Raw genomic sequence first — 26,010 nt, 5'->3', positions numbered from 1 at the left:
GCTTTTTGTCCGAAAATGGGGTTTTATGGGCAGATTATCTGCCCATGCATTTAGCCTTTGGAAACTTCAGTTACCCTTGCAGCGATTTGACTCGCAAAACGTTCCACTTCAGCTCTGTCTTCGCCTTCAACCATCACACGGATTAATGGCTCAGTGCCAGATTTACGTAAGAGTACGCGGCCACGTTGACCGAGCGCCTGCTCAACCTCAATAACTGTTTGTTTTACTAAGGTAGACGCTAATGGATCTGATTTGCCTTCAAAACGCACATTGATTAACACCTGTGGGAACATAGTAAGCTTGGCCGTCAATTGCTCCAACGTCTGTTGTTGACGACACATAGCCGCCAACACAAGTACCCCAGCGATAATACCATCGCCCGTGGTTCCATTATCTAAGCTCAATATGTGGCCAGAGTTCTCTCCGCCTAAGCGCCAGCCCTTTTCTTTAAGTAACTCCATGACATAGCGATCGCCCACTTTAGAGCGCTCAAATGGAATGCCTTCAGCCTTTAAGGCTAACTCAAAACCTAAGTTAGACATTAAGGTGCCGACTACGCCGCCTTTCAAGCTATCACGCAAATGAGCATCTATCGCCAAAATGTATAGAATTTGGTCACCATCAATCACTTCGCCATGACGATTAACCATCATGATACGATCGCCATCGCCATCTAAAGCAATACCTAAATCACTGCCTGTTTCGAGCACTTTAGCCTGAATAGCGGCCATTGAGGTGGCGCCGCAATCAAGGTTAATATTCACACCATTTGGGCTAGTGCCTATGGTAATGACTTCAGCACCCAGTTCACGGAAAACGCTTGGAGCAATGTGATAAGTCGCGCCATGGGCGCAGTCAACCACGATTTTCATGCCTTCTAAAGTAAATTCGGCGGGGAAATTACCTTTACAATATTCAATGTAGCGGCCAGCGGCATCTTCTACCCGCGACACTTTACCCAGTAAATGCGATTCAACACAGGTCATAGGTTTTTCAAGTTCAGCTTCAATTAGCAGTTCAACGCTATCGTCTAACTTACAACCTGTCGTTGAGAAGAACTTAATTCCGTTATCGTAATAAGGATTATGTGACGCACTGATCACAACACCAGCTTCGGCACGGAAGGTGCGAGTTAAATAAGCAACCGCTGGCGTTGGCATTGGCCCAAGCAACATGACATTTAAGCCGGCGGCTGACAGCCCGGCTTCTAACGCTGATTCAAATAAATAACCAGAAATACGCGTATCTTTACCAATAATCACTTTACGAGTGCCACTGCGCGATAATACGCGCCCAGCTGCCCAGCCTAATTTTAATGCTAATTCAGGCGTCATTGTTCCCGCGCCTACTCGGCCGCGAATGCCATCAGTTCCAAAAAATTTTCTCATTGCTGTAATCCATGTATAAATGTAACGAGGTCTCAACGCTGTTTGAAAATCAATAACGAACTATTGTCGTCATAATTTTCGTTTTTTAATTCTGTTTTATCATTTGGGTTTGGGTCATTTGCCAAACTTTTAGCATGTCCATGGTTTCAGCCACGTCATGCACACGAATAATATTGGCGCCATGTTGGCAAGCAATTAAGGCGGCGCTAACACTACCAATTAGTCGCTCTTCAACATCACGATTCAGTAACTGCCCTATCATACTCTTACGCGACAACCCGATTAACAAGGGACGATCTAACACTGCAAACTGCGCTAATTGCGCCAGTATTTGATAGTTATGGGTTAGCGTCTTACCAAAACCAAACCCTGGGTCTAAGACTAAGTTATCGAACGAGATACCTGCAGCGATACATGCCGCAATTCTCGCCTTAAAAAAAGTGAGAATATCATGAATAATATTTTCATACTCGGGATTAGCTTGCATGTTTTGCGGTTGCCCTTGCATATGCATTAAACATACCGGCACTTGTAACTGCGCGGCCATGGCTAATGCACCTGGCTCAGTTAATGCTCGCACATCATTAATCATATGGGCGCCAGCAGCAATCGCAGCTGCCATCACAGCAGGTTTGCTGGTATCAATGGAGATCCACACATCATGATGGCGACTAACATATTCAATGACGGGAATGACGCGCGCTAATTCTTGTTCTTCTGTGACTAAGGCCGCACCTGGGCGGGTCGATTCACCACCAATATCAATAATGCCCGCGCCAGCGTTAATCAGTTTATCGGCATGATCACAGGCATGCTTAGTGCTAAAAAAATCTCCGCCATCAGAAAAAGAATCTGGAGTGGTATTAACAATGCCCATAATAACCGGCATTGACACATCTAATCTTGACCCTTGTGAATATAGCTTTTGCATCCATCCTCCGAAAACAAGAAAACCCCTTTCGGGGTTTTCTTTTATAACTCAAAAAGTTATTTAATCTCTGCCTCACCGCTGTCCTTTAGTGGCGTTTCAGGCTTAGGTTCAGCCTCAGTCACTTTAGGTTCAACGTTGTCTTGATTGGCAGCATCTGCTGGGCGAGCCTTAGGCGTCCCGTTGTCATCGCGCGAAGAATTATCTTCAGCCCAATCAGCAGGAGCACGCACTTCACGACGAGCCATCAAGTCATCAATCTGCGGCGAATCAAGAGTCTCATACTTCATTAAGGCATCTTTCATAGAATGTAAGATGTCTAAATTATCAGTCAGGATTTGCTGAGTACGCTGATAATTGCGATCGATAATCGCCTTAATTTCTGAGTCTATGATAGTCGCGGTTTCATCAGACATGTGTTTGGACTTACCCATAGAGCGACCTAAGAAGACTTCACCTTCTTCTTCGGCATACAATAATGGTCCAAGTTTGTCAGAGAAGCCCCACTGAGTCACCATGTTACGTGCTATCGAAGTGGCATACTTAATGTCTTGCGATGCACCCGTCGATACTTGCTCGCGGCCATAAATCATCTCTTCAGCTAAACGTCCACCATAAGCTACTGAGATTTGACACTCAAGTTTACGGCGGCTTTGGCTAACAGCATCAGCCTCTGGCAAGAAGAAAGTTACACCTAACGCGCGGCCACGAGGAATAATGGTTACTTTATGAACCGGGTCGTGCTCGGGCATTAAAAAACCAACAATGGCGTGGCCGGCTTCGTGATAAGCCGTCATTTCTTTGTCAGCTTCCGACATCACCATAGAGCGGCGCTCAGCACCCATCATGATTTTATCTTTAGCACGCTCAAACTCTTCCATTCCCACCACACGGCGATTACCGCGGGCAGCAAACAGAGCCGCTTCGTTGACTAAGTTAGCTAAATCGGCGCCAGAGAAACCTGGCGTACCACGAGCTATCACGCTCGCTTGTACATCATCACCAATCGGCACTTTGCGCATATGCACTTTCAGGATCTGCTCACGACCACGAACATCAGGTAAACCTACCACTACTTGACGATCGAAACGACCTGGACGCAGTAATGCGGCATCGAGAACGTCGGGACGGTTAGTCGCCGCAATCACGATAATACCTTCATTACCTTCAAAGCCATCCATCTCAACTAGCATTTGGTTCAGTGTTTGCTCACGTTCATCGTGCCCACCACCTAATCCAGCGCCACGTTGACGGCCGACCGCATCAATTTCGTCGATAAAAATAATACATGGGGCAGATTTTTTGGCTTGCTCAAACATATCACGTACGCGCGAGGCACCCACACCCACAAACATTTCAACGAAATCAGAACCTGAAATGGTAAAAAATGGCACTTTAGCTTCACCTGCAATGGCTTTAGCTAATAATGTTTTACCTGTACCTGGTGGGCCAACAAGCAAGACACCTGTAGGTATACGACCACCAAGACGTTGGAATTTAGTTGGGTCACGTAAGTAATCCACTAACTCCTTCACTTCTTCTTTGGCTTCGTCACAACCTGCCACGTCACCAAACGTAGTTTTGATTTGATCTTCGCCCATCAACTTGGCTTTACTCTTACCAAATGACATTGCGCCTTTACCACCGCCGCCTTGCATTTGACGCATAAAGAATATCCATACGCCAATTAATAGCAGCATGGGGAACCAAGAAATAAAGATTTGAGTCAAGAAACCAGTCTGTTCGGCTTCCTTACCCGCTACGAGCACGCCTTTGCTCATCAGATCATTGATAAGATCTTGATCATACATAGGCATGATAGTGGTGAATTTCTCACCGCTGCGCTTTACTCCATCTATAGTGCGTTGGTCGCTAGCAATAACAACTGACGCTACATTGCCTTTTTGGTTTGCATCCAAAAAGGTTGAATAATCCATCTTCTGCGCTGAGGAAGAAGAGGGGGAGTATCCCTGGAACACCGACATCAGTACGACGGCGATGACCACCCAGAGTATTAGATTTTTTGCCATGTCACTCAAATTACTCGACCTCTTAAAGTCTTGCGATGATTAACGCTAGATTACTACAACTTGTAACCTGTCGCCACAAGATAGACTTCACGCGAACGCGGGCGTGATGAGTCCGGTTTACGGGTCTTGACTACCTTAAAGGCATCCTTCACCGCTTTCATATAATCGTCAAAGCCCTCCCCCTGAAAGACCTTAACGGCAAAACTACCATTGGGTGCTAATACTTGGTGACACATATCAAGCGCCAGTTCCACCAAATACATAGCGCGGGGCTGATCAACCCCCCCGGTTCCACTCATATTAGGCGCCATATCCGATAACACTAGATCCACTTTCGCTTCACCAACACGTGTTAACAGGGCTTCCAATACTTTATCTTCACGGAAATCCCCTTGTAAAAAGTCGACTCCGACTATAGGGTCCATAGGTAAAATGTCACAAGCTATGACCTTACCTTTGCCCTCAAGCAATTTAACCGCGATTTGTGACCAGCCCCCAGGAGCTGCCCCTAAATCAACGACTGTCATGCCGGGTTTAATCAACTTATCCTTTTGTTGCAACTCTTCTAACTTGAATGCTGCTCGCGATCGCAAACCTTGTTTTTGAGCTAATTTGACATAATGATCATCAAAATGCTCTAGCATCCAGCGGTTTGAGCTGGCTGAACGTTTTTTACCTGACATCGAATTTCCGTGAAAATGAGTATTACACTGAGCCTATATAAGGGTAGAATAGCGGTTTTTCAACAGTAACTCAGCATAAAGTTGGTAGAAATGAACTTAACAACCAAACAGAAACAACACCTCAAAGCATTGGCTCACAACTTAAAGCCTGTGGTGTTGCTGGGATCCAACGGTTTAACCGAAGGTGTACTGGCTGAAATCGATAGTGCGCTCGGTCATCATGAACTGATTAAAGTGAAGGTCGCCACCAGTGATCGCGACATGAAAGCCGCCATTGTAGATGCTATTGTTCGTGAAACTCAGTCTGAAAAAGTCCAAGTCATTGGCCACATACTGGTATTGTTCCGTCAGTCAGAAGAAATGAAGATTGCTTTGCCACGAGCCAAGTAAATTTCAACAAAAAAGCCGCTAGATTTAGCGGCTTTTTTGTATCTATTAAATATATTGAACTGACACTATCTCAAAATCAGAGACACCACCTGGCGTCACAATCGTCACTTCATCATCCACACTCTTACCAATCAACCCCCTGGCAATCGGTGAATTCACTGAAATCAAATTGAGTTTAAAGTTCGCCTCATCATCACCGACAATTCTGTAGGTCACTTCATCTTCAGTGTTCAGATTTAAAATCGTCACAGTGGTACCAAAAATCACCTTGCCAGTATTTGGCATTTTGGTTACATCAATAATTTGCGAGTTTGACAATTTACCTTCAATGTCACGAATACGGGCTTCGCAGATACCTTGCTCTTCACGAGCGGCATGATATTCAGCATTTTCTTTTAAGTCGCCAAGCTCACGAGCCGTAGCAATGGCTTCGGTAATTTTAGGGCGTCTATCGAACTTCAAAAAATCCAGTTCTTTGCGCAAGTTCTCTGCGCCAACGACGGTCATTGGAACTTTATTATTCATAACAGTTCTGTGTCTCCATTAAACAACAGTAATCCAAACAAGACAGTGCTCATTTGGATATAAATAGGTTGGAATTGCACCAGCAATGAAAATAGGTGGTGCTTTAGAATGCCTACAGCTTACCCAAGCTTGCGCCTATATGAAAGAATCTCCATGAAAAATTATTTGATAAGTGGATGTTCTATACTTTTGTAGTCTTAATCAGCAGAGAAAAACCATGACAGATCAACATAAAGGCTTATGGCTAGCGTTTGCTGGGATCATGATCCTAAGCTTCGATAGCCTATTAGTTAAGTTGATCGGCGGTTCACCTTGGGATCTACTTTTTTGGCGCGGAGCATTGCAAGCGAGCTCCTTATTCTTCATTCAATTAATTTTTAATCGCCATGAATTAGTTCAAGATTTTACTCCGCCGACTAAGTTAGTGCTACTGGCAGGTGTGTTATTTGCGGCCTCCACCATATGTTTTGTGGAATCGCTCAATCATACCCAAGTTGCCAGCACTTTAGTGATAGTTAATACCGCACCATTATTTACCTCATTGTTAGCGCTTATCGTATTAAAAGAAAGAATTGAACGTCCAACCCAAATTGCCATTGCCATAGCGATTTCCGGAATTTGGATCATTTTTGCCTTCGCCCCAGGGGACGGCGAATGGATAGGTAACCTCTACGCTGTCTTTACTGCTATGTCGACGGCTATCTATCTAGTCATTATGCGTAAAACCAAAGGCCAACATGCTGCCAGCTTTTTAATTGCTTCTGGCATCTTGGTTGCGCTCTATTCGCTTTATCAAGGCGCTAGCCCGTTAAGTGTTAGCCAGAGCCAGTTTATTTACTTATTGCTGCTAGGCGGTTTAGTGGTGCCAGGGGCTTATCTGTGCATCTCTAAGTCACCTGCGTATATACCCGCGGCGCAAACTAGCTTCATTTTGCTAGCAGAGGTGCTATTAGGTCCTTTATATGTGTATTTATTTGTGGGCGATGTACCATCAGCCAATGATATGGCCGGCGGCGCCATCATATTAACCACCTTAGGCATGCATACAGTGTGGCAAATACGAAAAAGCACTAGCCGGCGAGTTGATTTTTAAGCAAATAACTCAAAATACCACCACAAAGATTAAAAGCTGAGCAAACAGTTTGCTTTTACAAAAAAACGACTTGCCAGTTTAGAACTGTGACACTACTATAGCCACATCAAGCAGCGACAGCCGCTTGATAGCAGACTAACTCTGATGTTAGTTGCCCGAATAGCTCAGTCGGTAGAGCAGAGGATTGAAAATCCTCGTGTCCCTGGTTCGATTCCGGGTTCGGGCACCAAAATTAGCCGGCATAGCTCAGTTGGTAGAGCAACTGACTTGTAATCAGTAGGTCCCGAGTTCGACTCTTGGTGCCGGCACCATATAAACAACAAAGCCACTCAATGAGTGGCTTTGTTGTATCTGTAGCAAAATAAAACCTTCTTACATTCATTGGTGGTTAAATCGAATTGGTAGTTGCATTGAGATGATACCCCTTAAGCCTATGGATAAGGTAAGCCCCTCTGATTATGCCCGCAAGACATACCCCCACCCCCACTACACTCTATACACTGTCACGCTCCAATCACAACGACTCCTTTCTAGCTTCCATAGGTCACTAGAACTCCAATAAAGCCTTTTAACGCGAGAGTTATAAGCAGCTAAGATAAATAATCACCCAAAGAAAACGGCCCTATAAAGGACCGTTACTGTTTGCGTATATCAGGCGTCAATCAACTCTCGACTAACTCACCTTTAAAGAGAACGCACTCACTATTTCCAGCTACGCATCTTATGACCTTTCAGGGCATAGAATAAGATAAATAGGTAGCAAGGTAAGCCAACCCAGTAAGCCATTTGAGTATCAGCAAACAAGGCAACTTGACCAAAGGCTAGGGGTAAAATAGCACCACCGGAAATACCCATGATTAATAAGGCAGAACCTTGAGCAGTAAACTTACCTAAACCTTGTAAAGCTAACGGCCATACTGACGGCCATACCAAGGCGTGTGCCAGACCCATCATAGCCACAAACGTCACTGAGTCAGGGATCACAGGAATACCAGACCAGCCCCATAACACTTGAGCAATCGCGGTTGACTCAGTTGATGCCATAGTAGCGCCAAAGATACACAACACACCCGCGACTGATGAGCCGATTAATGCAGCTTCTTGGCTAATGATTTTTGGAATACAAGTCACACCAATCAAGTAACCTATCACCATGAAAACCATAGTGTAAGAAGTTAATGAAGCAAAGTTTTGAACGCCTAATCCGGCGCCATACAAACCTATGGTATCACCAGCAATAACTTCAATACCGACGTAACAAAATAAGGCAACAGCACCTAATACTACTTGTGGGAACTGCATGATACCGGTGGCATTTTTATGCTCTGCCCCTGGCTCATCAAACTCAAGCTCTGGTAATGATGAGAACTTAACTAAACCAATCAAAAACACTAAAGCCACTGCCATATAAATGTAAGGCATCACTAAGCGTGCTGATAATTCAGAAATTTGTGCAGCTCTTTCAACTTCATTTAAAGCCGCTAAGTGTTCAGAGCTAAAATTATCAAGACCTGATAATACCAAGGCAGTAAATAAGAGTGGCACCATTACGCCAGCACCCTTATTAATTAATCCCATGATACTAATACGCATCGCCGCACTTTCACGCGGACCAATATGCACTACATACGGGTTAGATGCTGTTTGTAAAATAGTTAAGCCAGTGCCTAGCACAAACAAAGCCACTAGGAATAAGAGATAGTTGGCTGATTGCGCCGCTGGAATAAACAGTAATGAACCGACGGCCATAATGCCAAGACCAATTGCCATACCATCTTTATAGCCTGTCTTCTTTAAGATATATGACATAGGTAAAGCCATGACTGTATAGGCAATATAAAAAGCAAAAGTCACGAATAACGCTTGAAATTCATTTAACTCACAAATGATTTTTAGAAAGGGGATTAACGAGCCATTTAACCAAGTTACAAAACCAAAAATAAAAAACAATATGCCAATAATGGTCATAGGTAATAGGCTGCTTTGCGGCGCCCCTTTTGCCTCACTAATTGCACTCATACTCATATCCTACCTCTTGTCCTTGTTATCATTATTAAACCTTAAGCTTCCCGCCTAGCGGCTAACTCTATTTTTTATACAATTAATCATTTTTAACTATGTTTATTTAAGCATAACACCATAAAAAGACAGCGCTGTCATCCTTAAGAAACCTATGATAGTAAGCTGTGTCACACTTTAATAAATAGCTGGCGATTATATAGCCAGCGCAGCAGTAACCACTGCACCGTAAGTAGCGAAATCGCCATTAATAGCGGCTGCCATAACTCTGGAGCCGCTTGAATAAACCCACCGAATAGGCTGTCAGCTACATAACGCCATTGCACTAAGCTCGATGCCAAGTAAATCACTATCGCATTGGTGCCTATTACAGCAAAAAACCAGCCAAACCTTTGCCAATTAAGAACATCGACTAACCCATAAAACAGAGCCAACAGCAATATGCTAGAGCCTATGGTGACTAGCGAAAAAGTCATGGTCCATAAGGATTTATTAATAGGAATCCATGGCGATAACAGAATGCCAATAATAATGAGAGCGCTACCAGCAAACAATAAGGTCAAGAGTAATCGCTTAGGGGATGCTTGCTGCTTAACAAAGCGTCCAACAAAGACACCCACTAAAGCATTGATGATGGCGGGCAAGGTTGAAAGTAAACCTTCGGGGTCGTAAGGCAGATTCTGATAAGTGATGCCTGGCAGCCAATGAGTATCAACCCAAGCATTAATCGAGCCTTCCGCCGTAAAAGCATTAGCGCCAAAGCTTAATTGCAAAAAGGTATAAGCAATTAATGCTATGGCCGCGAGCCAATATTGGCTGCGGATTGAGGTGTGCCAAACTATCATGGCCGTGAAAAACCAAGCAAAAGCGATTCTGGCTAACACACTGGCATAACGCACTTGCTCAGGAGACGCCGGCATGCCACTGCCCCAGCCATGGTTATAAATAATTCCGAGGACAATCAATAAGGATAAACGCGTCAAGGCGTGGCGATAATAGGGATATCTAGATGCTAAGGGTAAAGCGTCAAGGCGTTTGGCTGATAAGCCTAAGGCAACGCCCGATAAGAATATAAATAAGGGGAAAATCAAATCATAAAAGCTAAAGCCATGCCACTGGCTGTGGTGCATTTGGCCATCAAGCCACTCAAAACCTCGCCAAGAAGTCAGAACAAATAAGGCCGCAAATATGGCCTCGCCACCTAAAATCCAAAACATATCAAAGCCGCGCAAGGCATCTAATGATTTAAGTCTGGTGCGCGGCTTATCTGCCGGCGTGATAGGCGGTAACGCATCCTGCGTTTGTCCTTGGCTCATGGTTCATCCTGATAGTTATTATTATGATGGCCAAATTTAAATTATTTTAGCGAGCGTTGCTATTCTGCAAGCAACTAATCAAGCAACTAGTAATGAGCATCCCCACCAATATAGGTGTGGCTAACCTGTAAATCGTCATCTAACACCACAAAGTCAGCTCTTGCGCCAACGGTTAACTGGCCATAATCATCGCTAACCCCTAAATACTGGGCAGGATATAAAGACGCCATTCTTAACGCTTCATCTAAAGACAGACCTAACATAGATACGCTATTACGCACTGCTGAAGCCATATCAAGTACGCAGCCGGCAAGCTCGCCGGTCACTGCATTTAAGCGATCGCCACTGCGAATGACTTGTTGACCAAAGAGTTCAAAAGTCAGGTTGTCATCGTCCCCGACCGGCGGCATAGCATCAGTCACCAGTAATACTTTGCCAGGCGCTTTGGCGCGAAGTGCAATGCGCGCGCTCGCGGCATGAACATGATGACCATCGACAATTAAGCCGCACCAAGCGTCGCTATCAAGAGCTGCGCCAACCACGCCAGGCTCTCTTGAGCCAAGTGCTGACATAGCATTAAATAAGTGGGTAAAGCCATCGGCGCCAGCATTAATCGCCGCCATCGCCGTGGCATAATCAGCATTGGAATGACCAAGGCAAACTTTAACGCCCGCGGCCACTAACTGACTAATGACATCTTCTGCCACATTTTCAGGCGCTAACGTGACTAATTTAATTCCGAGATCTTGCCGAGCAAATTCCGCCAATTCAGCATTGGCAATGCGGCGAATATGGCCTGCAGGATGTACGCCCTTTTTCGGCACAGATAAATGTGGGCCTTCAAAATGCACCCCTAAAATACCTGGAACTTGAGCCTTAATCGCTTGAGCCATAGCAGAACTTGCGGCCTGCATGACTTCAATATCATCAGTAATCAAGGTTGGCAGCATAGCCGTGGTACCAAAACGTGCATGAGCTTTGGCTATGGCCTGAATACCAGCAACACTTGGGCTGCTATTAAATAGCACCCCGCCGCCACCATTGACTTGAATATCAATAAAACCAGGCACAACTCGCCCTGTGAGCACTTGTGCATCAGGACTCGTTGAGTTCGTACTTAAGGACACAATACGCCCTTGCTCGACACAAAATTCCACATCAGATAGCCACTGCTGACCATCAAACAATTGCTGCGCACGAAAGTAAGTTCTCATTGAGTTATGCCTCGTTAAATGACTGCTGATTATAAGGTTTGGGTAACTTTCTTAAGACCCTTTGGGTTATCAGGATCGATTCCCCGAGCAATAGCCACAGCGGCCATATCGATATAAAAACGCTGCAACAAGGCTAATGGCGCAACGCGCGGCGCTAAGCCATGGGCAGTTTGATTTAAGTGGATCATATTAGCGCCGCGACTTGCCACGTTTTCAACTTGTTCTATGTGACTGGCATAAGACTCATCAGCAACACAAGCATCAATAACAGTAAGCTTTTGCTCTACTAAGGTCACTGGGCCATGCAAAAACTCAGCACTTGAGAAAGCTTCAGCATGCACGCCGCCCACTTCTTTCATTTTTAACGCAATTTCTTTAGATACTGCATAACCAAAACCGCGGCCTAAGATCACCAGGTTTTTAACGCCTTCTAATGCTTCAGCTTTTAGTTGTGGCTCAGCATCAACTGCGCCTTGCAGGGCATCAGGCAAGGTCTCTAAAGACGCCAGTAATTCTTCATTCTGTGACCAGTTAGCGGCCAACTGCAGTAATGATGACAAAGTAGCTAAGTAGCTCTTAGTGGCAGCAACTGCTTTTTCTTCACCAGCGCGCACCGGCCATACCTGATCAACAATATCTTTAATCGGTGAAGTTTCATCATTAACAATGGCAATACAATAAGCACCGGCTTCTTTTGCCATGCGCGCCTGCGCCAAAATATCTGGGCTACGACCGGATTGAGAAATCACAATCACTAAGCCGCCTTCGAGGTGCAAGGTTTTACCATAGACGCTAGCAACCGATGGTGCAGCAGCAAAGGTAGGCACGCCTAACTCTACTTCTAATAAATACTTAGCAAACACACCAGCATGATCTGATGAGCCACGGCCCACTATCATCACGAACTTTGGTTTGAACTCACGTAATTTCTGCCCGATTTCTACCGCTAATTCTTTATTAGCCAGTAATTGTTCACGGATCAGGTGCGGGGCTTGACGCGCTTCGCGCTCCATGATGGTTTGAGTCATATATTTATCCTTAAATTGAAACTTGCTGTTCTGATTGCTGGGCATACAATACTGCGCCCATTTCGGGTGCAGCTAATATAGGTTTGATGGCATCACTAACCTGAGGCGCTAAAAACGGTCGTAAAGGCTCGGCTAACCCGCCTATCATAGAGAAACGGCTTGGACTGATGCTCAGTAATTTCTGCGCTAATTGACTAATGTAATCCGCGCCATCATTTACTATGGCTAAAGCCACTTCATCGCCTTCGCGAGCGGTTGCTAATACCAAATGCGCCAATTTGGCATAACAGCATGATGAATGACCGGCTAACTGCGCCACTATGCCCATGGCATCTTTACAACCGAAATAGTTAAGAAGCTTTGGGGTTAACGCGGTTGGGGGGGCAAAACCATCCAGTTCGAGTAATACATGCTCAGCGGCCTTTAAACCTAACCAAGCGCCACTGCCTTTATCGCCTAAAGCAAAACCATGACCACCGAGTAACACTTGCTGCGAGCCAGTGTTTGCATAGCCGCAAGAACCTGTGCCAGTAATAATCACAGCGCCGTTATCGCCGCCATGAGCGCCAAGACAGGCAGTATGTAAGTCTGTGGTGAGATAAAAACGTTGGAAAGGATGATCCCAGGCAGCAACATCGGCAAATAAGCGCGGAACGTTTACACCAGCAAGACCAGCGCCCACTATCAGGCTTGATATTAGGCTTGCATCTAAGCCCGCATCAGCTAGGGCTAATAAGGCAGACTCAGTGATTGAATCAAACGTTTGCTGTAACCCATGCAGAGGATTGGCGCGACCTGCGACACCAACTCCTAACGCACCTCGCTGCTGACAATAGAGCAAGGCTCGGCATTTTGTACCACCGCCATCGATTCCTAAAAATAATGGCTGCTGCGTGTGCGCATTTGAATTCATCGCATCTCTCATGTGATATCCGTCCATAGAATCATCCTGCAACATCAGGATTTATTGTGGTTGATATGATGTTAGCTCAAAAATGACAGCGCTGTCATTTTATATTATTCGACCTCTGAACCTATACGTGATTACCACCTAAATTTAGAGAAGCATCACGTTACCCCCTCCTTGATCGTATGAATTACAATCGATTTCTGGGTAATTTTTCACCTACGCCCCACATGCATTCATGATGAGTCCCTCAAAATTAACATTCTCCCTGCCCGCTTATCATCGGCGGAACGGGCGCGCACAGCGACAGGCAAGGTAACCTTAACGCCATGACTCCAGCGCTGCCACTGACCATTCATTTCTCGATATTCAAGCGCAAGTCCTGGGAAGCTAGTATTCATATGCATTAAACCATCTTGAATTTTCGCCCCAGCCAAAGGCACGCGATACTCAACCTTGGCCTTGTCTAATTTCACTAATGCTTTTTGCCCTAAGGTATTGGCCAGTCGCTGCCACTGCGCTAATTGCTGCGCTTGCATCAAGGGCGTGAAATACTCACTGTTTTCGCTATAAATGGCCCCCTGCGGCAGATAAGGCACTTCCCATTCTGGGCTATGCCAAGCTCTTTCTGCCAGCATCAAGAGGCGTGGAAAAGTGAGATAATCAACCAGTTGATTAGAACGAACAGTTTCACTCCATAGCTGCCCTTGAATACCAAGCACCTCACGCCCTTGTGCTAATGGCGCTTGCCCAATAGCAACGGGAGCCGCATGAGTATTGGAGTGAGTGCTTGTATCTAAACCCGCATCTAAGCCTGTATCTGTACGAATGATGCTGTCATCGGCCACATAAGGCCGCCCTTCAAAATTGAGCTACTGCTCGGCATTGGCAGCTAAATTGCCAGGCATGAATTCAAAGACTTTACGGCTAGAGCTTGCTCGCGTCGCCCAGTAATAACCATGCTCTTTGGGATCGGCGGCGTGCGGCATATCGAAATACAACACATCGGGAACGGAAAGCACGACATCCCAACCCAAATTAGCTTGCTGATGTGCACGCTTATGGCCACCAGCATGCAGACTATCCCACACATTGGATTGCACTATGGTTGGCATATTTTCTATGCGGGTATGGCTCATGCCATCGCTCCAACCGGCGACTTCAATGCCTTTTTGCGCCAGCATTTGGCTAATCCGCTCGATAAAATAACCACCGAGTTGATTCATATCAGTAACGCCATAAGGATTATTGGCAATAAAGGCGGCGCACGCAGGTGATTTAAGCCAAGCGCCAGCGGTTTCATCGGCGCCTATGTGATAACGCGTGAGCGCAGCGCCAGCCTCTTGATGCATCAAGGCGATTTCATTTATTACCTTGTCAATAAATGCAAAACTCGACTCTAAGCACACATTGATGGTGTTGTCGTTATAGTGCTGAATCGATGAGTATTGAGTTTTATCTTGCGGATCGCTAAGCTGATATTGATTGGCTATCGCAGGCGCTAAGCGCGCACTTCTAGCATCCATAGCTTTAATCGCCGCACGCGAGTGCCCTGGCATATCCATAGAGGGAATAATTTGAATATGGCGCGCCGCCGCAAACTTAACTAAATGTATGTACTGCTCTCGGCTGTAGTAACCATTCACACTCGAATCTGCATTTGGCCCACTGCCCAGTTGGGGTAATAAACAGGTTTTTTCCGTTAAATCATGACAACGCTTAGCACCAACATCAGTGAGCTCTGGTAAACCCGCAATAGCCAAGCGCCACCCTTCATCATCGGCCATATGCAAATGCAGCTTGTTAAGCTTAAAGGCTGCCATTTGTTCAAGCAGCTTTTCAATTTGGGCTACGCCATGAAAGTTTCGGGCAACATCAAGATGAAAGCCGCGAAATGAATAGCGCGGCGCATCAACCACTGTCAGCTGCGCCACACTTTGAGTATTGATGTCATACACACTGACTAGCGACATTAAGCCGTAAAACACTCCGGTATCACTGCCACCAACAATGGCAATGCCCGCATCATTAATAGCTAATCGATAAGCCTCAATGCCAAGGCTTGGATCTAAGCTTAAAGCAAGGCTTACACCACTTGATGATTGAGTCATGCCTAACGAGGCTAGATAGGTTAATGCGCTTTCCATGGCTATTTTGTTGCTATTAGCATAGCCCTGAATCTTTAGTCCCGAGGCAAGTGAGAGTGGCGGCGCCTTAATCAACTGCACTGCTGTTGGCGTTGGAATAATTTGGCTGCTGACGCCAGCCTCATTTCGCGGCGTGTCTTGATTTTCAGCAAAGATTGATTGCGGCGTAACCCAAGTCACTTCATCCGTGGCGCTACTTTTAAATTGTAATTGAGCGTTATCATAGGCATTGACAAAGGGGCGGATTTCCATGCCCGTCTCGGCTTCAAGTTGCAACTGAGTGCTGTGGATGACCTCTGGGGCTAACCCTGCTTGCACCAGATAGTAATTGGGCATGGCATCGCTTTCGGCTAATTGCCATAACTCGGCCACAAAAGGAATGGTGACTGTGTCACCTGCTTTAAAGCCTTGAAATTGCGGGGTTGCCTGCAACTGATGTAAATCGCCTTGAATGCGTTTAATGGTGAATAGTGGGGTTAGTACGCGTGAAATTGGGCGAATGTGGCTAAAGAATATCGAAACATCAGCGCTATAATCGACTGTTGATGTCATGACTAGCTGAGCGTTAAAACAACTCAGCTTAGGGGCAGTTTCTGAGGTTTGAGCGGACGGCGCATTATTATCGGCAGTGAGGCAGTCGCGACCTTGGGTATTATTAATAAGTTGATATTCAAGCTTAAGTTGCTGGGCAAATGCCGCAAGCTTAGCCTGAGATTCACTCGGCTGACTGTCTTCGCCCTGCGTCACTATGGTGTTAGTCGCAGAGCCCTGCATCCCTGAAATTTTAGTCTCAGCATTAGTTAACGCCTGCGCATTGGCACTAAAGATGAGCATTACACTCATTCCAAGCGTAGCGCTTGCGGTTAGCGCTAATCTTGCCCTTGTTGCTAATGCTGGCACAGACCTAAGTGGCATCGACAATAAGTCAAAGCGATTCATCACTATCCTCTCTTGTGATTATGTAAGCCTGCCATCTGTAATACACCAGACAAAAAAATGGCTGGGAATCATCTGTGATGAACCCAGCCCATGTAGTTTCTGGGGAGAGACTAACTAGACAAATGGGGCTGTAAAGCCTTGCAAATGCAACTCGCAACCAAAGTGGTGACGATAATCAACAAACATGAAGGAGACCTCATCCATTCATGCAGACCTTCACAGAGTTACCAAACAAGCAATGACAACGCTGTCATTTAAGATTACACAAGCGCGCCACAAATTTCTACAATTATTTCACCAACAAAGGCAAATCATCAACATCTACATTTTTAGACGCAAATAAATCCCAGTGAACAGGCTTAAGCCCCCCCTTGTGACACCTAAACTGCTATGCGTAAATTGATATCAATGACTAAAAAATTAGTCATCCGAAGACAAAAAACCATATGAAAAAGCCGTAGCGTGGCTACGGCTTTTACTGCCTCAATTAAGCGTGAGTTATAAGCTGGCTTCAGTTTGTGCCAAGCGCTGAATTTGGTTAAGCGAAGTCAAGTGGCTATAAATTGGGCCAATTAAGCCTAAGCGGCGTAATTCAATAAATTGCTCATCACTGAGCTCGGTGAGTTTTGCCTCACTGATAAGATATAAACCGTTGATGTTGCGTTTTTCACCCTTAATCTCAACGGTTAAGGTTTGTGATTCCAATAACTCCAATTCAGCTAACTTAGCCAATAAATGCTTAGTCACTTGATCTTGCTGGAAATGACTAATTAAGGCTTCTTTGCGTGCCACCAGAAATTCAGTTTCTTTATCGCCATTAAACAAGGCTTGGCCTTCGCTCTGGTTGACAATCGGACTGGTATCGCGAATACCAATCCACACTTTATCTTCAACCTCAGGGTTTAATATTAAGCCCAGCGGATAATCACGCACCACATGGGGCTGATATAACCCTGACCAGCGGCCATCGTTAACATATAAATTCTGCCCAGGCTTTAGGCCTAACATAGCCACAGCTTGAAACTCACCCGTCTCAGTGTTTTTAACAAACACTATGGGAAATTCCACGGCGACCCGTGGGAATTCGTGCAAAGTCACAGGCACTATGTGTTGATCATGTAAGTGCGACAAATCTTGCGCACCAATTTTTAAGTGCCCATGTTTAGTATGATCGAGCAGGCTAATGGCTTGAGTCATGAAAAAATCCCTTTTGCTATTATTGGTGGGGTGATGGCTCGTCTTGTTATACAAAAAGACGCCTAAGATGCCACTGTTATACCTAGTTTTTATAGAAAAACAAAAAGTTAATCAACACTAACGCAACATGAACAGGCAAATTAATTTTTTTGTAAGCCATATTTATGAATGCGTTCGAGTAAATCCCTATGTTCAGGCAAATATTCAAGCCATTTTCGAGCCAATTGCTGCACGTCTTCGGCTTGTTGCCTAAGGCTTGCTGATGGGGCTCCGCTTAATTGAGTCTGATACTTCATCCCATAAAGCACGTATAAATAATTTTCTAAATCAAAAGCTTCAAACTTGGAGAAAAAATCTGATTTCAAAGGCACTGAGGTTTGCCACAGCTGCAAACGTTGCTGTAATTCCTCTGATAAATGCGCAGGATTGCGGTTATCTAACCAAAATTGACTATCACTGCGGTCGGATAAAAAGTAATGCAATTTGACAAAATCTATCACTCGCTGCCAAGCATGCAGCATTACCTGATTAAAGCGCCCAGCCAATAACGGCAATTGCGCACAATCTTGTGGCAATCGCTCCGCCAATAACTTAGCCGAAAAATCGGTAAGCATAATTGAAGTGGCTTCAAGCGGCTCAAGAAACCCTTGCGCTAGCCCCAAAGCCACACAATTGCCGCGCCAACTTTCAGCTAAATAGCCAACCTTCATCGCTATTTTTCGAAACGACATGTCACAACTGCTTGGACCAAGATAACGATGAAGCTTAAGGGTTGCTTCGTCTTCATTCATATACCGCGATGAATACACTAAACCAACGCCGCGGCGCTCAGTTAAGGCAATGTCCCAAATCCAACCCGCTTGATGGGCGGTGGCTAATGTATAAGGCGGAATCGTTTGCAGAGCGGCGGTAGGCACTTGAATAGCTAACGCTGTATCGACAAACAAGCTATCTGCCACACTGATAAAGGGCACCTTTAACGCTTTCATCAGCACGGCTTCCGTGCCACTGCAATCAATATAAAAATCAAAATTAACTAGGCCATGCTCCTCTGTCACTAGCCCTGAAATTAAGCCGTCATCGCCTAGTACAACCTTATCGATATGAGCTCGTATATGGTTAACGTTAAATCTTTGCTTCGCATTACTGGCCAAAAGCTGTGCAAACTTAAGGGCATTGAGGTGATAAGCGTACCCTGCTATTCCTTGCCATTCGGGGGTAGTAATAGATTTAGGGGCTTTACCGCTTTCGCATAACTGATGCTGCGCAGAGACTAAGTGCGCGTAATGCACTGAGCTTGCATTAAATCCACCAGCATTTGGTTCTGAGCCAGTTGGCAAGGCGTTTGTGGATGCATAACTGGTGGGTAACAACTCAGATTGTGCCAGTTGGCTTAAATAAAGCGGCGTTAAATCAAGGGGTGAACTTGGTCTATCAAACAAATGATGATAAGCATAATGCTCGCCATGGCTCGACTTATCTAACCAGTTAATAAATTTAATCGATTGCTTAAAGGTAACATCACAGCTGCGAATAAACTCAGTTTCACTAATGCCAAAAGATTGCAGCGATTGGCGAATAGCAGGTACTGTGCCCTCCCCGACCCCTATGGTGGGCACCTGCGGCGATTCAATTAACGTCAATTCAATATCGCGCCGCGCTGCTAACGCTTTACCTAAATGGTTCGCCGCTAACCAACCGGCAGTGCCGCCGCCCACTATGGCAATTTTAGTTATTGTCATTATCAATTCTCCCCATATAACAAAGCCCAGCAAATGCTGGGCTTTGATTAGAGCGCTATTGCGTTAAGGCTAATTAGACACTCCATAACCACTGACTCAATCCTGCGAAGAGTTAGAAGCTTAAGGATACGCCTAACTTATAGCGCGCTTCGCCTTCAAAGCTCCATACTGGATAGTTAGCCATAAACTCTGGCTTAACTTCAGCATTCAGTGGCGATACACCTTTTTGAATACTATCTGCTTGCGTCAAGTTAACCGCTTCAAACACTAAAGTCATATAGTCAGTGAGGTTATAGTTGGCACTAAAATCCACTTGACCATAAGGTTGGTGTTCACGGTTACCGTAGAAACCAGGTAATTCACGGATCATGTACTCACTACGCCAGTTATAAGCTAAGCGCGCCGAGAAATCGAGGGCGTTCAAAATTCTGTGTCAGGCTAATTTTTAAATTTCTAGCACGCTATCTAAACGCCCTTCAAAATAAATCGCTAACTGAGATAAACAAAGGCTCCAATTGTGGATTGGCATGGTCCATTTATCTGAGGCGTTTAATATGCCTGCATAAAGTAGCTTCAACAAGCTATTTTCATTAGGAAAAGCACCTTTGGTTTTGGTGAGCTTTCTAAATTGGCGATGTACCGCCTCAACGGCATTGGTCGTGTAAATCACTTTCCTGATATGTTCTGGGTACCTAAAATAATGGGACAAATTATGCCATTTGCGACGCCAAGAGTTGATTACCAGCGGATAAGCATCACCCCATTTGGCCTCCAGTTCGTCCAATGCCATCTCTGCGGCTTCTTTACTCACGGCTCGATACACAGGCTTTAAATCAGCCATAAACGCTTTCTGATGTTTTGAGGCGACATACTTCATTGAGTTGCGGATCTGGTGGATAACACATAGCTGTGTTTCCGTATTAGGGAAGATACTGGCTATCGCCTCAGGGAAACCGGTCAAGCCGTCAACACAGGCGATAAGAATATCTTTTACACCACGATTATTAAGATCGGTCAGTACGGATAGCCAGTAATTAGCGCCTTCATTTTCGGATAAATGAAGCCCTAAAATTTCCTTTTTTCCTTTCATATTAAGCGCTAACAATGTGTAAACGGCTTTACTGACGTAACGCCCATCCTCTTTGACTTTATAATGTATCGCATCAAGCCAAACGATAGGATAATGGCTATCTAATGGGCGCTGTTGCCACGCTTTAAGTTCGGGGATGAGTTTATCAGTGATAGCACTGACTGTTGCGTTAGATACATTGATCCCATACATATCTTCAACATGTTGATTAATATCGCGATAGCTCATACCTATACTGAACATCGATAACACTTTACGTTCGATTTCATCGGTTAGCGTAGTTTGATTTTTCTTAATAAACTGAGGTTCAAAAGTGCCATTGCGGTCTCTAGGGGTGTCTAACTCAAAGTTACCGGACGGATGCTTAATGGTCTTAGGGGTTTTGCCATTTTTACGATTAGGCAGAGGATCATGCGCTAAATGCTGCTCAAGCTCAGCCTGGAGAGCCGCTTCAGTGAGTTGCTTGATCAGTGGACCAAGAATGCTGTCTTTACCTGTGAGGCTTTTACCTGACTGCAGATCTTTAAGGGCTTGTTCGAAGTTAAAAGGTTGGGTCATGTGTCATTCCTGTTTTTGAATATTTTACTGAAATGACACAGAATTATGAACACTACCGAGAAATCTTCCATTTCATAAAAGCCCACTAAGTTAACTGTGTGCTTAGATGAATCGGAGAATACGCCCACTAAATCTGGGTAGTTTTCGGCAGGTGATACCGCATTAGCATAGGTATAGTTTGCGGCGTAACCTAAGCCTGAATCAAACGAGTCTTGCAGTTGTAATTCAATACCATCGATTTTGCCGCCATTGGCGTTATAACGCTCACTCACTGTCCAGCAGTCATACACACCAACACCACAGCTACTGCCACCATCTGCAATCAAGTCATTGTCATTGATACCAATTTGCTGATTTAACAGCTGACGAGTACTTGAGAATGTGCTCACATCTTTTATGAAATAAGTCGCTGCCACTAAACCATCAGCACTGAAATACCATTCAATTCCTAAATCTGCTTGGGTCGCTTTAAAGGGTTCTAATACTACACTGCCTTGGTTAACCACTTCGTTGCCAGGAGTACCATCGTTTAAGCCTGGTAAGGTTGAAGTAGCAAACAAGTCGGCATAGTTAGGGCGAGAAATCACTTGCGCAGCTGATGCACGTAAAATTACATCGGGCGCTAAATCAAAGGCGACGTTAATGCTTGGCAATACATCGCTATAATCGTGCTTATCGGTACTTAAGGTATTGGCAAATTCGCCTTTATTATTTAAGTCGTAGTAATCAGATTCAACGTCACTTGAAATGTAGCGCAGACCAAAGTTACCGCGTATGCCTTCGGCTTCAAAGTTAGCCATCACATACAGAGCTAAGTTCTTTTCATTTAAGGTGCCATAACCAGATTTATCCAGTTCAAACCCTGTGATAGCTGATTTGGCGCCATTGATCATCGCATCATAATTAGGCTTAGGTAATATAAAACCTGCGCCCGATGAAATGGTGCCATTATAGTAGTCGCTAGCATTGCCCCTAGCCCCTGCAAGGCTAGCAGCTGTAACCAATGCTTTTTCAGTGGTTTGGGTTACTTTATGGTCGGCATAACGCACGCCAGACTTAATGCTGTTAATCGCACCAAAATCAACCGGTACAGTCACGTTAAACTGAGCGTAAGTTTCTTCGTCTGAGTTTGGCTGTCTTTTCAGTGACCAGCCCTCAGGGCCGACTTGACCGTTAAAATCTTCAGCACCAAAGTGTTTGTTGGCGATATCTATATAGATTTGATCACCAGTAGCATCGTAAATGCCTTTGAAATCACTGGATTTACCGATGGAGTTACCATAGTTAGCAGTTAAATCTGTGCCGCCGTCAGCCTTACTGTTACCTATTAAACCATCTAAGGTATAACCTATGCCTTCATATTTAAAATCAAAGTTATAGGTGTCAGAGCTCATGCTAGCTTGACGCGCCCACGTTTGTGCCCAAGCGAATGCATCTTTACCGCTGTGTTCAACTGAAGTACAAACCCCAGCAGCATTGACGCTGTTACAGGTACTGTCACCTTGCTGAGTCGGGAATAAGAAAATCGAAGTGTTAGCGTTATCGGCCTCTAAGTTCAGGCTTAAAATGTTAAGACCAAACTCTAAGTTGTCCATAGGACGATATTGCATAGCGACGTTATAAGCTTGACGCTCACGTTGCTGTTCAAAGGTGGTAGGAACAATTTCGCCCCAGCCCAGTAATGATTCAACGCCGTTACGCTGATAATCCGTTTTGGCATATGAAGCAGAACCTAAGATACCAAAGGTTTGATCTTCGTTTGACCATGAGTACAAACCTGATAATTCAGGATCGGTTGTCTCAGAAATAGTGCCGTAATCGCCTTTAGCGCTAAAGAAGGCGGTTTTATCCTGCACATCTAATGGCTTGCGGGTATTAACTATCACAGTACCACCAACGCCACCTTCCGGCAGATCAGCTTGTGATGATTTATAAACTTCAATTGAGCCTATAGCTTCTGGTGGCAATAAGCTGTAGTTAAAACTGCGGTCAATCGCTTGTTGATCATACCAACCGGTAGATGCTACGGCATGGCCATTGAGCAAGGTATTAGTTAATTGGTTAGAAGCACCACGAATAGATACCTGTTGGCCCTGACCAAATTGACGGTTAACCGTGATACCAGGGATACGGGCTAACGACTCACCGATGTCGCCATCAGGAAACTGACCAATGTCTTCTGCGGTAATAGCATCAACTACGGCATCAGAGAAACGCTTAGTGTTCAAACTGGCTTGCTGTGACGCTCGAATACCTGTGACTTCAATGGTTTCGATATCTGCATCAGCCGTTTTGGTTTTAGTTTCAGCTTCCGCAGCCATAGCGCCCATAGCTACTGCACCGCTCAGCAGAACAGCAATTTTAGAGGCTAATAAGGTTTTCTTTAGGTTAGATGATTGCATCTTTATTTCCCTTCCATACGGTTTTTATTGTTTTCGTACATAACCATTCGCTAAAGAATGACAACGCTGTCATGATTGTGCAAACATTACACAACAACTAACATTCGCGCCACAACAAAATAACCAAAAGAATAAAAAATTAACCGTTGACGAGATAACAAATGAATACGGAAATTTATTATTACTATTGACAAACAAGTGCTTAACCCAAGCTGTGTAATGAATATGTTAATTTTGAGGGTTAAGATCTATTTTGATGGGAATTTAAAGAGTAAAATACTGACTATTAAGACAATAGTGATGTATCACTCGCTGGTAAGACCTGCTGGTAAGACCAAGAGTAACACTACATTAGGCATAAGTTATGCCTGCACCTAAATTGCACCTAACAAGAATTCAGTGATGAAAGTAACCATAAATGATGTAGCAAAGTATGCGGGCGTATCGATAAAAACCGTTTCACGGGTCACTAATCATGAGCCGCAGGTCAAGCAAAGCACTATAGATAAAGTGAATGCGGCCATTAAGGCTTTAGATTATCAACCTAATCAGTCGGCTCGAAACTTAGCGTCATCAAGCTCTTATGTGATTGGCTTTGTGTATGACAACCCCAACGCTTACTACATTATTGATATGCAAAACGGTATTTTAAATGCGTGCCGTGAGCAAGGTTATGAACTGCTAATCCATCCTTGCGATGCCAGCAGTAGCGATATTTGCCAAGAATTAACCGCCTTAGTTATGCATACTCAATTCGCAGGGTTAGTACTTACTCCACCGCTATCAGAAAACCCACAAGTGTTAGCCGCACTTGATGCCATAGGCACCCAATATGTACGCATTATTGCCGCCTCAGAGTTAGATCAACAAATAGTGGCCAATGGCTTACAAGTGCTAGTCAATGACAAAGTCGGCGCCATTGCCATTACCGAGCACTTAATTCAACTCGGGCATCAGCGTATTGCTTTTATAAGTGGTGATCCTGAGCATCAATCCACTAAAGAGCGGATGGATGGTTTTTTAGAAGCCTTAGCCCATCATCAATTAACCACGTATCCAGAATATTTAATTGATGGCCAATATAATTTTGAATCTGGGGTGGCTGGCGCTAATCGATTATTAAGTTTAAGTCCAGCCCCCACAGCCATTGTGGCCTGTAATGATGAAATTGCCGCCGGCGCGCTATTTGCGGCGCGCTTAGCTGGGGTTGCTATCCCAAAACAAATATCCATAGTCGGCTTCGAGGATAGTCCATTTTCAAGACAAACCTGGCCCAAATTAACCACTGTCCATCAACCCAATCAAGCTATCGCCAAACTAGCTACCTGCAACTTAATTAATAAATGCCGTCGACGCGAGCACCTTGATGGCCAAATGTTTATTCCTAAACCCATACTGAGGGATTCAACGGCAGTGCCTATAGATTAAATTAAACCAATAAACAAAATTCTGATTAGATTTGGACTAACCTATTAAAAATATAATAATAGGGAGTCCAATCATTGAAACCATACCTGATAAGTTGCGCCATTAGCTTGTTATCATTGCCACTTGCTGCTCATGACAATACTAGAGATGAAAACAGCAATGGCAACGACCAACTGTTAGCGCCAACTCACTTGCCACAACAGAAATTTAGTGGCGTTGCAGGGCTTACCCCAACAACGGATATTTATCAGTTAACCGTATTTGATACCAATTATTTATTACCCGTATTCCAAACTCAGTCGCTAAATCAAGATTATTATCGACCACAAAATCCCAATGGCGGCGATGTCGGCAATACCAATGTTCAATTTCAATTTAGCCTTAAATACGGTCTAGCTCACAATCTATTCACTGATAATGACGGCCTTTATCTGGCTTACTCACAAATTTCCAATTGGCAGGCTTATGATAAGTCGGCCTACTTTCGCGATAGCCAATATCAGCCGCAATTGTTTTGGACTTGGCTGCACGGCAAAGATGAATCCACCTGGCAAAGTACTAGCCTAGGCTTTGAGCATCAATCGAACGGTAAAGGCGGCATTTATGAGCGCAGTTGGAACAGAGTCTATGTGGAGTTTTCACTTGATTTCAATCAAGTAACACTAAGTATCAAACCTTGGCTTAGAGCTAATGTCACTAGCACTAACTACAACCCTGACATTAGTGATTACTTAGGTTATGGCCGAGTCAAAGCCGATTGGTATATGGGTGAGCATCAATTAAGTTTTACCTTGAGAAATCTGCTAGAAAGTGGGTTTTCCAATGGCTATGAAGAAATTAGCTGGAAATTTCCTTTATATAAGGGGTTTAAAGGTTACATCACCTTGCAAAGTGGTTATGGCATGACGATCTCAGACTATAACCACTATGATAATGCCGCGGGGATCGGCATTGCTTTCTAACTCTATGTACACCAGATGCTAAGA

The 26,010-nt window shown here is 44.6% G+C and carries 19 protein-coding genes, 2 tRNA genes and 2 pseudogenes; 6 read left to right on the top strand and 17 right to left on the bottom strand.

Going from position 1 to position 26,010, the window contains the following annotated elements; genetic code table 11:
• Positions 1 to 50: 50 nt before the first annotated feature.
• The 4 genes from glmM to rlmE all read right to left on the bottom strand — a co-directional run bounded on the left by glmM (position 51) and on the right by rlmE (position 5,029).
• On the bottom strand, positions 51 to 1,388 hold the full coding sequence (glmM, locus tag FJQ87_RS06450; protein ID WP_140931666.1) for a phosphoglucosamine mutase: 1,338 nt from the start codon (positions 1,386 to 1,388) through the stop codon (positions 51 to 53).
• Positions 1,389 to 1,473: 85 nt separating this feature from the next.
• Positions 1,474 to 2,319, bottom strand: a complete 846-nt coding sequence (folP, locus tag FJQ87_RS06445; protein ID WP_140931664.1) for a dihydropteroate synthase — start codon at positions 2,317 to 2,319, stop codon at positions 1,474 to 1,476.
• A 56-nt stretch (positions 2,320 to 2,375) separates the two neighbouring features.
• Positions 2,376 to 4,355: an ATP-dependent zinc metalloprotease FtsH gene (gene ftsH, locus FJQ87_RS06440; RefSeq protein WP_276613159.1), complete on the bottom strand. Its 1,980-nt coding sequence runs from the start codon at positions 4,353 to 4,355 to the stop codon at positions 2,376 to 2,378.
• A 44-nt stretch (positions 4,356 to 4,399) separates the two neighbouring features.
• On the bottom strand, positions 4,400 to 5,029 hold the full coding sequence (rlmE, locus tag FJQ87_RS06435) for a 23S rRNA (uridine(2552)-2'-O)-methyltransferase RlmE (RefSeq protein WP_140931660.1): 630 nt from the start codon (positions 5,027 to 5,029) through the stop codon (positions 4,400 to 4,402).
• Between the two features lie 90 nt (positions 5,030 to 5,119).
• On the opposite strand from rlmE, the gene yhbY reads away from it, so the two are divergent.
• Complete coding sequence (gene yhbY, locus FJQ87_RS06430) at positions 5,120 to 5,419, top strand: ribosome assembly RNA-binding protein YhbY (protein ID WP_140931658.1); 300 nt, start codon at positions 5,120 to 5,122, stop codon at positions 5,417 to 5,419.
• Between the two features lie 45 nt (positions 5,420 to 5,464).
• Here yhbY and greA read toward each other — a convergent pair whose 3' ends face one another.
• Entirely contained in the window at positions 5,465 to 5,944 is a 480-nt protein-coding gene (gene greA / locus FJQ87_RS06425; protein ID WP_140931656.1) for a transcription elongation factor GreA, read from the bottom strand.
• A gap of 217 nt (positions 5,945 to 6,161) precedes the next feature.
• Between greA and FJQ87_RS06420 the strand changes: the two genes are divergently transcribed.
• The 3 genes from FJQ87_RS06420 to FJQ87_RS06410 all read left to right on the top strand — a co-directional run bounded on the left by FJQ87_RS06420 (position 6,162) and on the right by FJQ87_RS06410 (position 7,348).
• A complete protein-coding gene (locus tag FJQ87_RS06420) occupies positions 6,162 to 7,037 on the top strand; it encodes a DMT family transporter (protein ID WP_140931654.1) in 876 nt (291 codons plus the stop codon).
• Between the two features lie 153 nt (positions 7,038 to 7,190).
• A tRNA-Phe gene (locus tag FJQ87_RS06415) sits at positions 7,191 to 7,266 on the top strand.
• A gap of 6 nt (positions 7,267 to 7,272) precedes the next feature.
• Positions 7,273 to 7,348 (top strand) — tRNA-Thr (locus tag FJQ87_RS06410).
• A gap of 391 nt (positions 7,349 to 7,739) precedes the next feature.
• Here the strand turns inward: FJQ87_RS06410 and FJQ87_RS06405 are convergent.
• From FJQ87_RS06405 to FJQ87_RS06355, 12 genes and pseudogenes are all read right to left on the bottom strand, one after another.
• The gene (locus FJQ87_RS06405; protein ID WP_140931652.1) at positions 7,740 to 9,056 is read right to left on the bottom strand and encodes a sugar MFS transporter; all 1,317 of its coding nucleotides are present in this window, start codon (positions 9,054 to 9,056) and stop codon (positions 7,740 to 7,742) included.
• 170 nt (positions 9,057 to 9,226) lie between these two features.
• Positions 9,227 to 10,372 (bottom strand): DUF5009 domain-containing protein, encoded by a 1,146-nt coding sequence (locus tag FJQ87_RS06400; RefSeq protein WP_140931650.1) that lies wholly within the window; start codon positions 10,370 to 10,372, stop codon positions 9,227 to 9,229.
• Between the two features lie 86 nt (positions 10,373 to 10,458).
• A complete protein-coding gene (gene nagA / locus FJQ87_RS06395) occupies positions 10,459 to 11,586 on the bottom strand; it encodes an N-acetylglucosamine-6-phosphate deacetylase (protein WP_140931648.1) in 1,128 nt (375 codons plus the stop codon).
• A gap of 29 nt (positions 11,587 to 11,615) precedes the next feature.
• Positions 11,616 to 12,614, bottom strand: coding sequence for an SIS domain-containing protein (locus FJQ87_RS06390; protein ID WP_140931646.1), 999 nt, complete (start codon positions 12,612 to 12,614; stop codon positions 11,616 to 11,618).
• A 10-nt stretch (positions 12,615 to 12,624) separates the two neighbouring features.
• Entirely contained in the window at positions 12,625 to 13,527 is a 903-nt protein-coding gene (locus FJQ87_RS06385) for a BadF/BadG/BcrA/BcrD ATPase family protein (protein WP_140931644.1), read from the bottom strand.
• A gap of 230 nt (positions 13,528 to 13,757) precedes the next feature.
• Positions 13,758 to 14,060, bottom strand: coding sequence for a chitobiase/beta-hexosaminidase C-terminal domain-containing protein (locus tag FJQ87_RS19020; RefSeq protein ID WP_346763955.1), 303 nt, complete (start codon positions 14,058 to 14,060; stop codon positions 13,758 to 13,760).
• An 84-nt stretch (positions 14,061 to 14,144) separates the two neighbouring features.
• Positions 14,145 to 16,442, bottom strand: a pseudogene (locus FJQ87_RS06380) (family 20 glycosylhydrolase); the annotation flags it as partial.
• A gap of 663 nt (positions 16,443 to 17,105) precedes the next feature.
• Positions 17,106 to 17,804: a SapC family protein gene (locus FJQ87_RS06375; RefSeq protein WP_140931642.1), complete on the bottom strand. Its 699-nt coding sequence runs from the start codon at positions 17,802 to 17,804 to the stop codon at positions 17,106 to 17,108.
• Positions 17,805 to 17,944: 140 nt separating this feature from the next.
• Positions 17,945 to 19,546, bottom strand: a complete 1,602-nt coding sequence (locus tag FJQ87_RS06370; protein ID WP_140931640.1) for a tryptophan halogenase family protein — start codon at positions 19,544 to 19,546, stop codon at positions 17,945 to 17,947.
• A 112-nt stretch (positions 19,547 to 19,658) separates the two neighbouring features.
• Positions 19,659 to 19,958 (bottom strand): annotated as a pseudogene (locus FJQ87_RS06365) (TonB-dependent receptor); the annotation flags it as partial.
• A gap of 33 nt (positions 19,959 to 19,991) precedes the next feature.
• Positions 19,992 to 21,194 (bottom strand): IS256-like element ISSod4 family transposase, encoded by a 1,203-nt coding sequence (locus tag FJQ87_RS06360; protein ID WP_140931638.1) that lies wholly within the window; start codon positions 21,192 to 21,194, stop codon positions 19,992 to 19,994.
• On the bottom strand, positions 21,191 to 23,596 hold the full coding sequence (locus FJQ87_RS06355; protein WP_140931636.1) for a TonB-dependent receptor: 2,406 nt from the start codon (positions 23,594 to 23,596) through the stop codon (positions 21,191 to 21,193). Before FJQ87_RS06355 ends, FJQ87_RS06360 begins: the two co-directional genes overlap by 4 nt.
• A gap of 402 nt (positions 23,597 to 23,998) precedes the next feature.
• Here FJQ87_RS06355 and FJQ87_RS06350 point away from each other — a divergent pair, with 402 nt between their 5' ends.
• Both FJQ87_RS06350 and FJQ87_RS06345 read left to right on the top strand, forming a co-directional pair.
• Positions 23,999 to 25,024 (top strand): LacI family DNA-binding transcriptional regulator, encoded by a 1,026-nt coding sequence (locus FJQ87_RS06350; protein WP_140931634.1) that lies wholly within the window; start codon positions 23,999 to 24,001, stop codon positions 25,022 to 25,024.
• Positions 25,025 to 25,098: 74 nt separating this feature from the next.
• Positions 25,099 to 25,986 carry a phospholipase A gene (locus FJQ87_RS06345; protein ID WP_240778852.1) on the top strand — a complete coding sequence of 296 codons (888 nt, stop codon included), beginning with the start codon at positions 25,099 to 25,101 and terminating at the stop codon, positions 25,984 to 25,986.
• Positions 25,987 to 26,010 lie beyond the last annotated feature (24 nt).

Origin of the sequence: Shewanella sp. SNU WT4 (assembly GCF_006494715.1) — a bacterium.
GTDB lineage: Bacteria > Pseudomonadota > Gammaproteobacteria > Enterobacterales > Shewanellaceae > Shewanella.
The sequence above is the reverse complement of the archived record's forward strand: the minus strand, read 5'-3'. Positions and strand labels throughout refer to the sequence as shown.

Coding starts and splice junctions, on each gene's coding strand:
- glmM (WP_140931666.1), bottom strand. CDS start 1,388: ATGAGAAAATTTTTTGGAACTGATGGCATTCGCGGCCGAGTAGGCGCG.
- folP (WP_140931664.1), bottom strand. CDS start 2,319: ATGCAAAAGCTATATTCACAAGGGTCAAGATTAGATGTGTCAATGCCG.
- rlmE (WP_140931660.1), bottom strand. CDS start 5,029: ATGTCAGGTAAAAAACGTTCAGCCAGCTCAAACCGCTGGATGCTAGAG.
- yhbY (WP_140931658.1), top strand. CDS start 5,120: ATGAACTTAACAACCAAACAGAAACAACACCTCAAAGCATTGGCTCAC.
- greA (WP_140931656.1), bottom strand. CDS start 5,944: ATGAATAATAAAGTTCCAATGACCGTCGTTGGCGCAGAGAACTTGCGC.
- FJQ87_RS06420 (WP_140931654.1), top strand. CDS start 6,162: ATGACAGATCAACATAAAGGCTTATGGCTAGCGTTTGCTGGGATCATG.
- FJQ87_RS06405 (WP_140931652.1), bottom strand. CDS start 9,056: ATGAGTGCAATTAGTGAGGCAAAAGGGGCGCCGCAAAGCAGCCTATTA.
- FJQ87_RS06400 (WP_140931650.1), bottom strand. CDS start 10,372: ATGAGCCAAGGACAAACGCAGGATGCGTTACCGCCTATCACGCCGGCA.
- nagA (WP_140931648.1), bottom strand. CDS start 11,586: ATGAGAACTTACTTTCGTGCGCAGCAATTGTTTGATGGTCAGCAGTGG.
- FJQ87_RS06390 (WP_140931646.1), bottom strand. CDS start 12,614: ATGACTCAAACCATCATGGAGCGCGAAGCGCGTCAAGCCCCGCACCTG.
- FJQ87_RS06385 (WP_140931644.1), bottom strand. CDS start 13,527: ATGAATTCAAATGCGCACACGCAGCAGCCATTATTTTTAGGAATCGAT.
- FJQ87_RS19020 (WP_346763955.1), bottom strand. CDS start 14,060: ATGCAAGCGCAGCAATTAGCGCAGTGGCAGCGACTGGCCAATACCTTA.
- FJQ87_RS06375 (WP_140931642.1), bottom strand. CDS start 17,804: ATGACTCAAGCCATTAGCCTGCTCGATCATACTAAACATGGGCACTTA.
- FJQ87_RS06370 (WP_140931640.1), bottom strand. CDS start 19,546: ATGACAATAACTAAAATTGCCATAGTGGGCGGCGGCACTGCCGGTTGG.
- FJQ87_RS06360 (WP_140931638.1), bottom strand. CDS start 21,194: ATGACCCAACCTTTTAACTTCGAACAAGCCCTTAAAGATCTGCAGTCA.
- FJQ87_RS06355 (WP_140931636.1), bottom strand. CDS start 23,596: ATGCAATCATCTAACCTAAAGAAAACCTTATTAGCCTCTAAAATTGCT.
- FJQ87_RS06350 (WP_140931634.1), top strand. CDS start 23,999: ATGAAAGTAACCATAAATGATGTAGCAAAGTATGCGGGCGTATCGATA.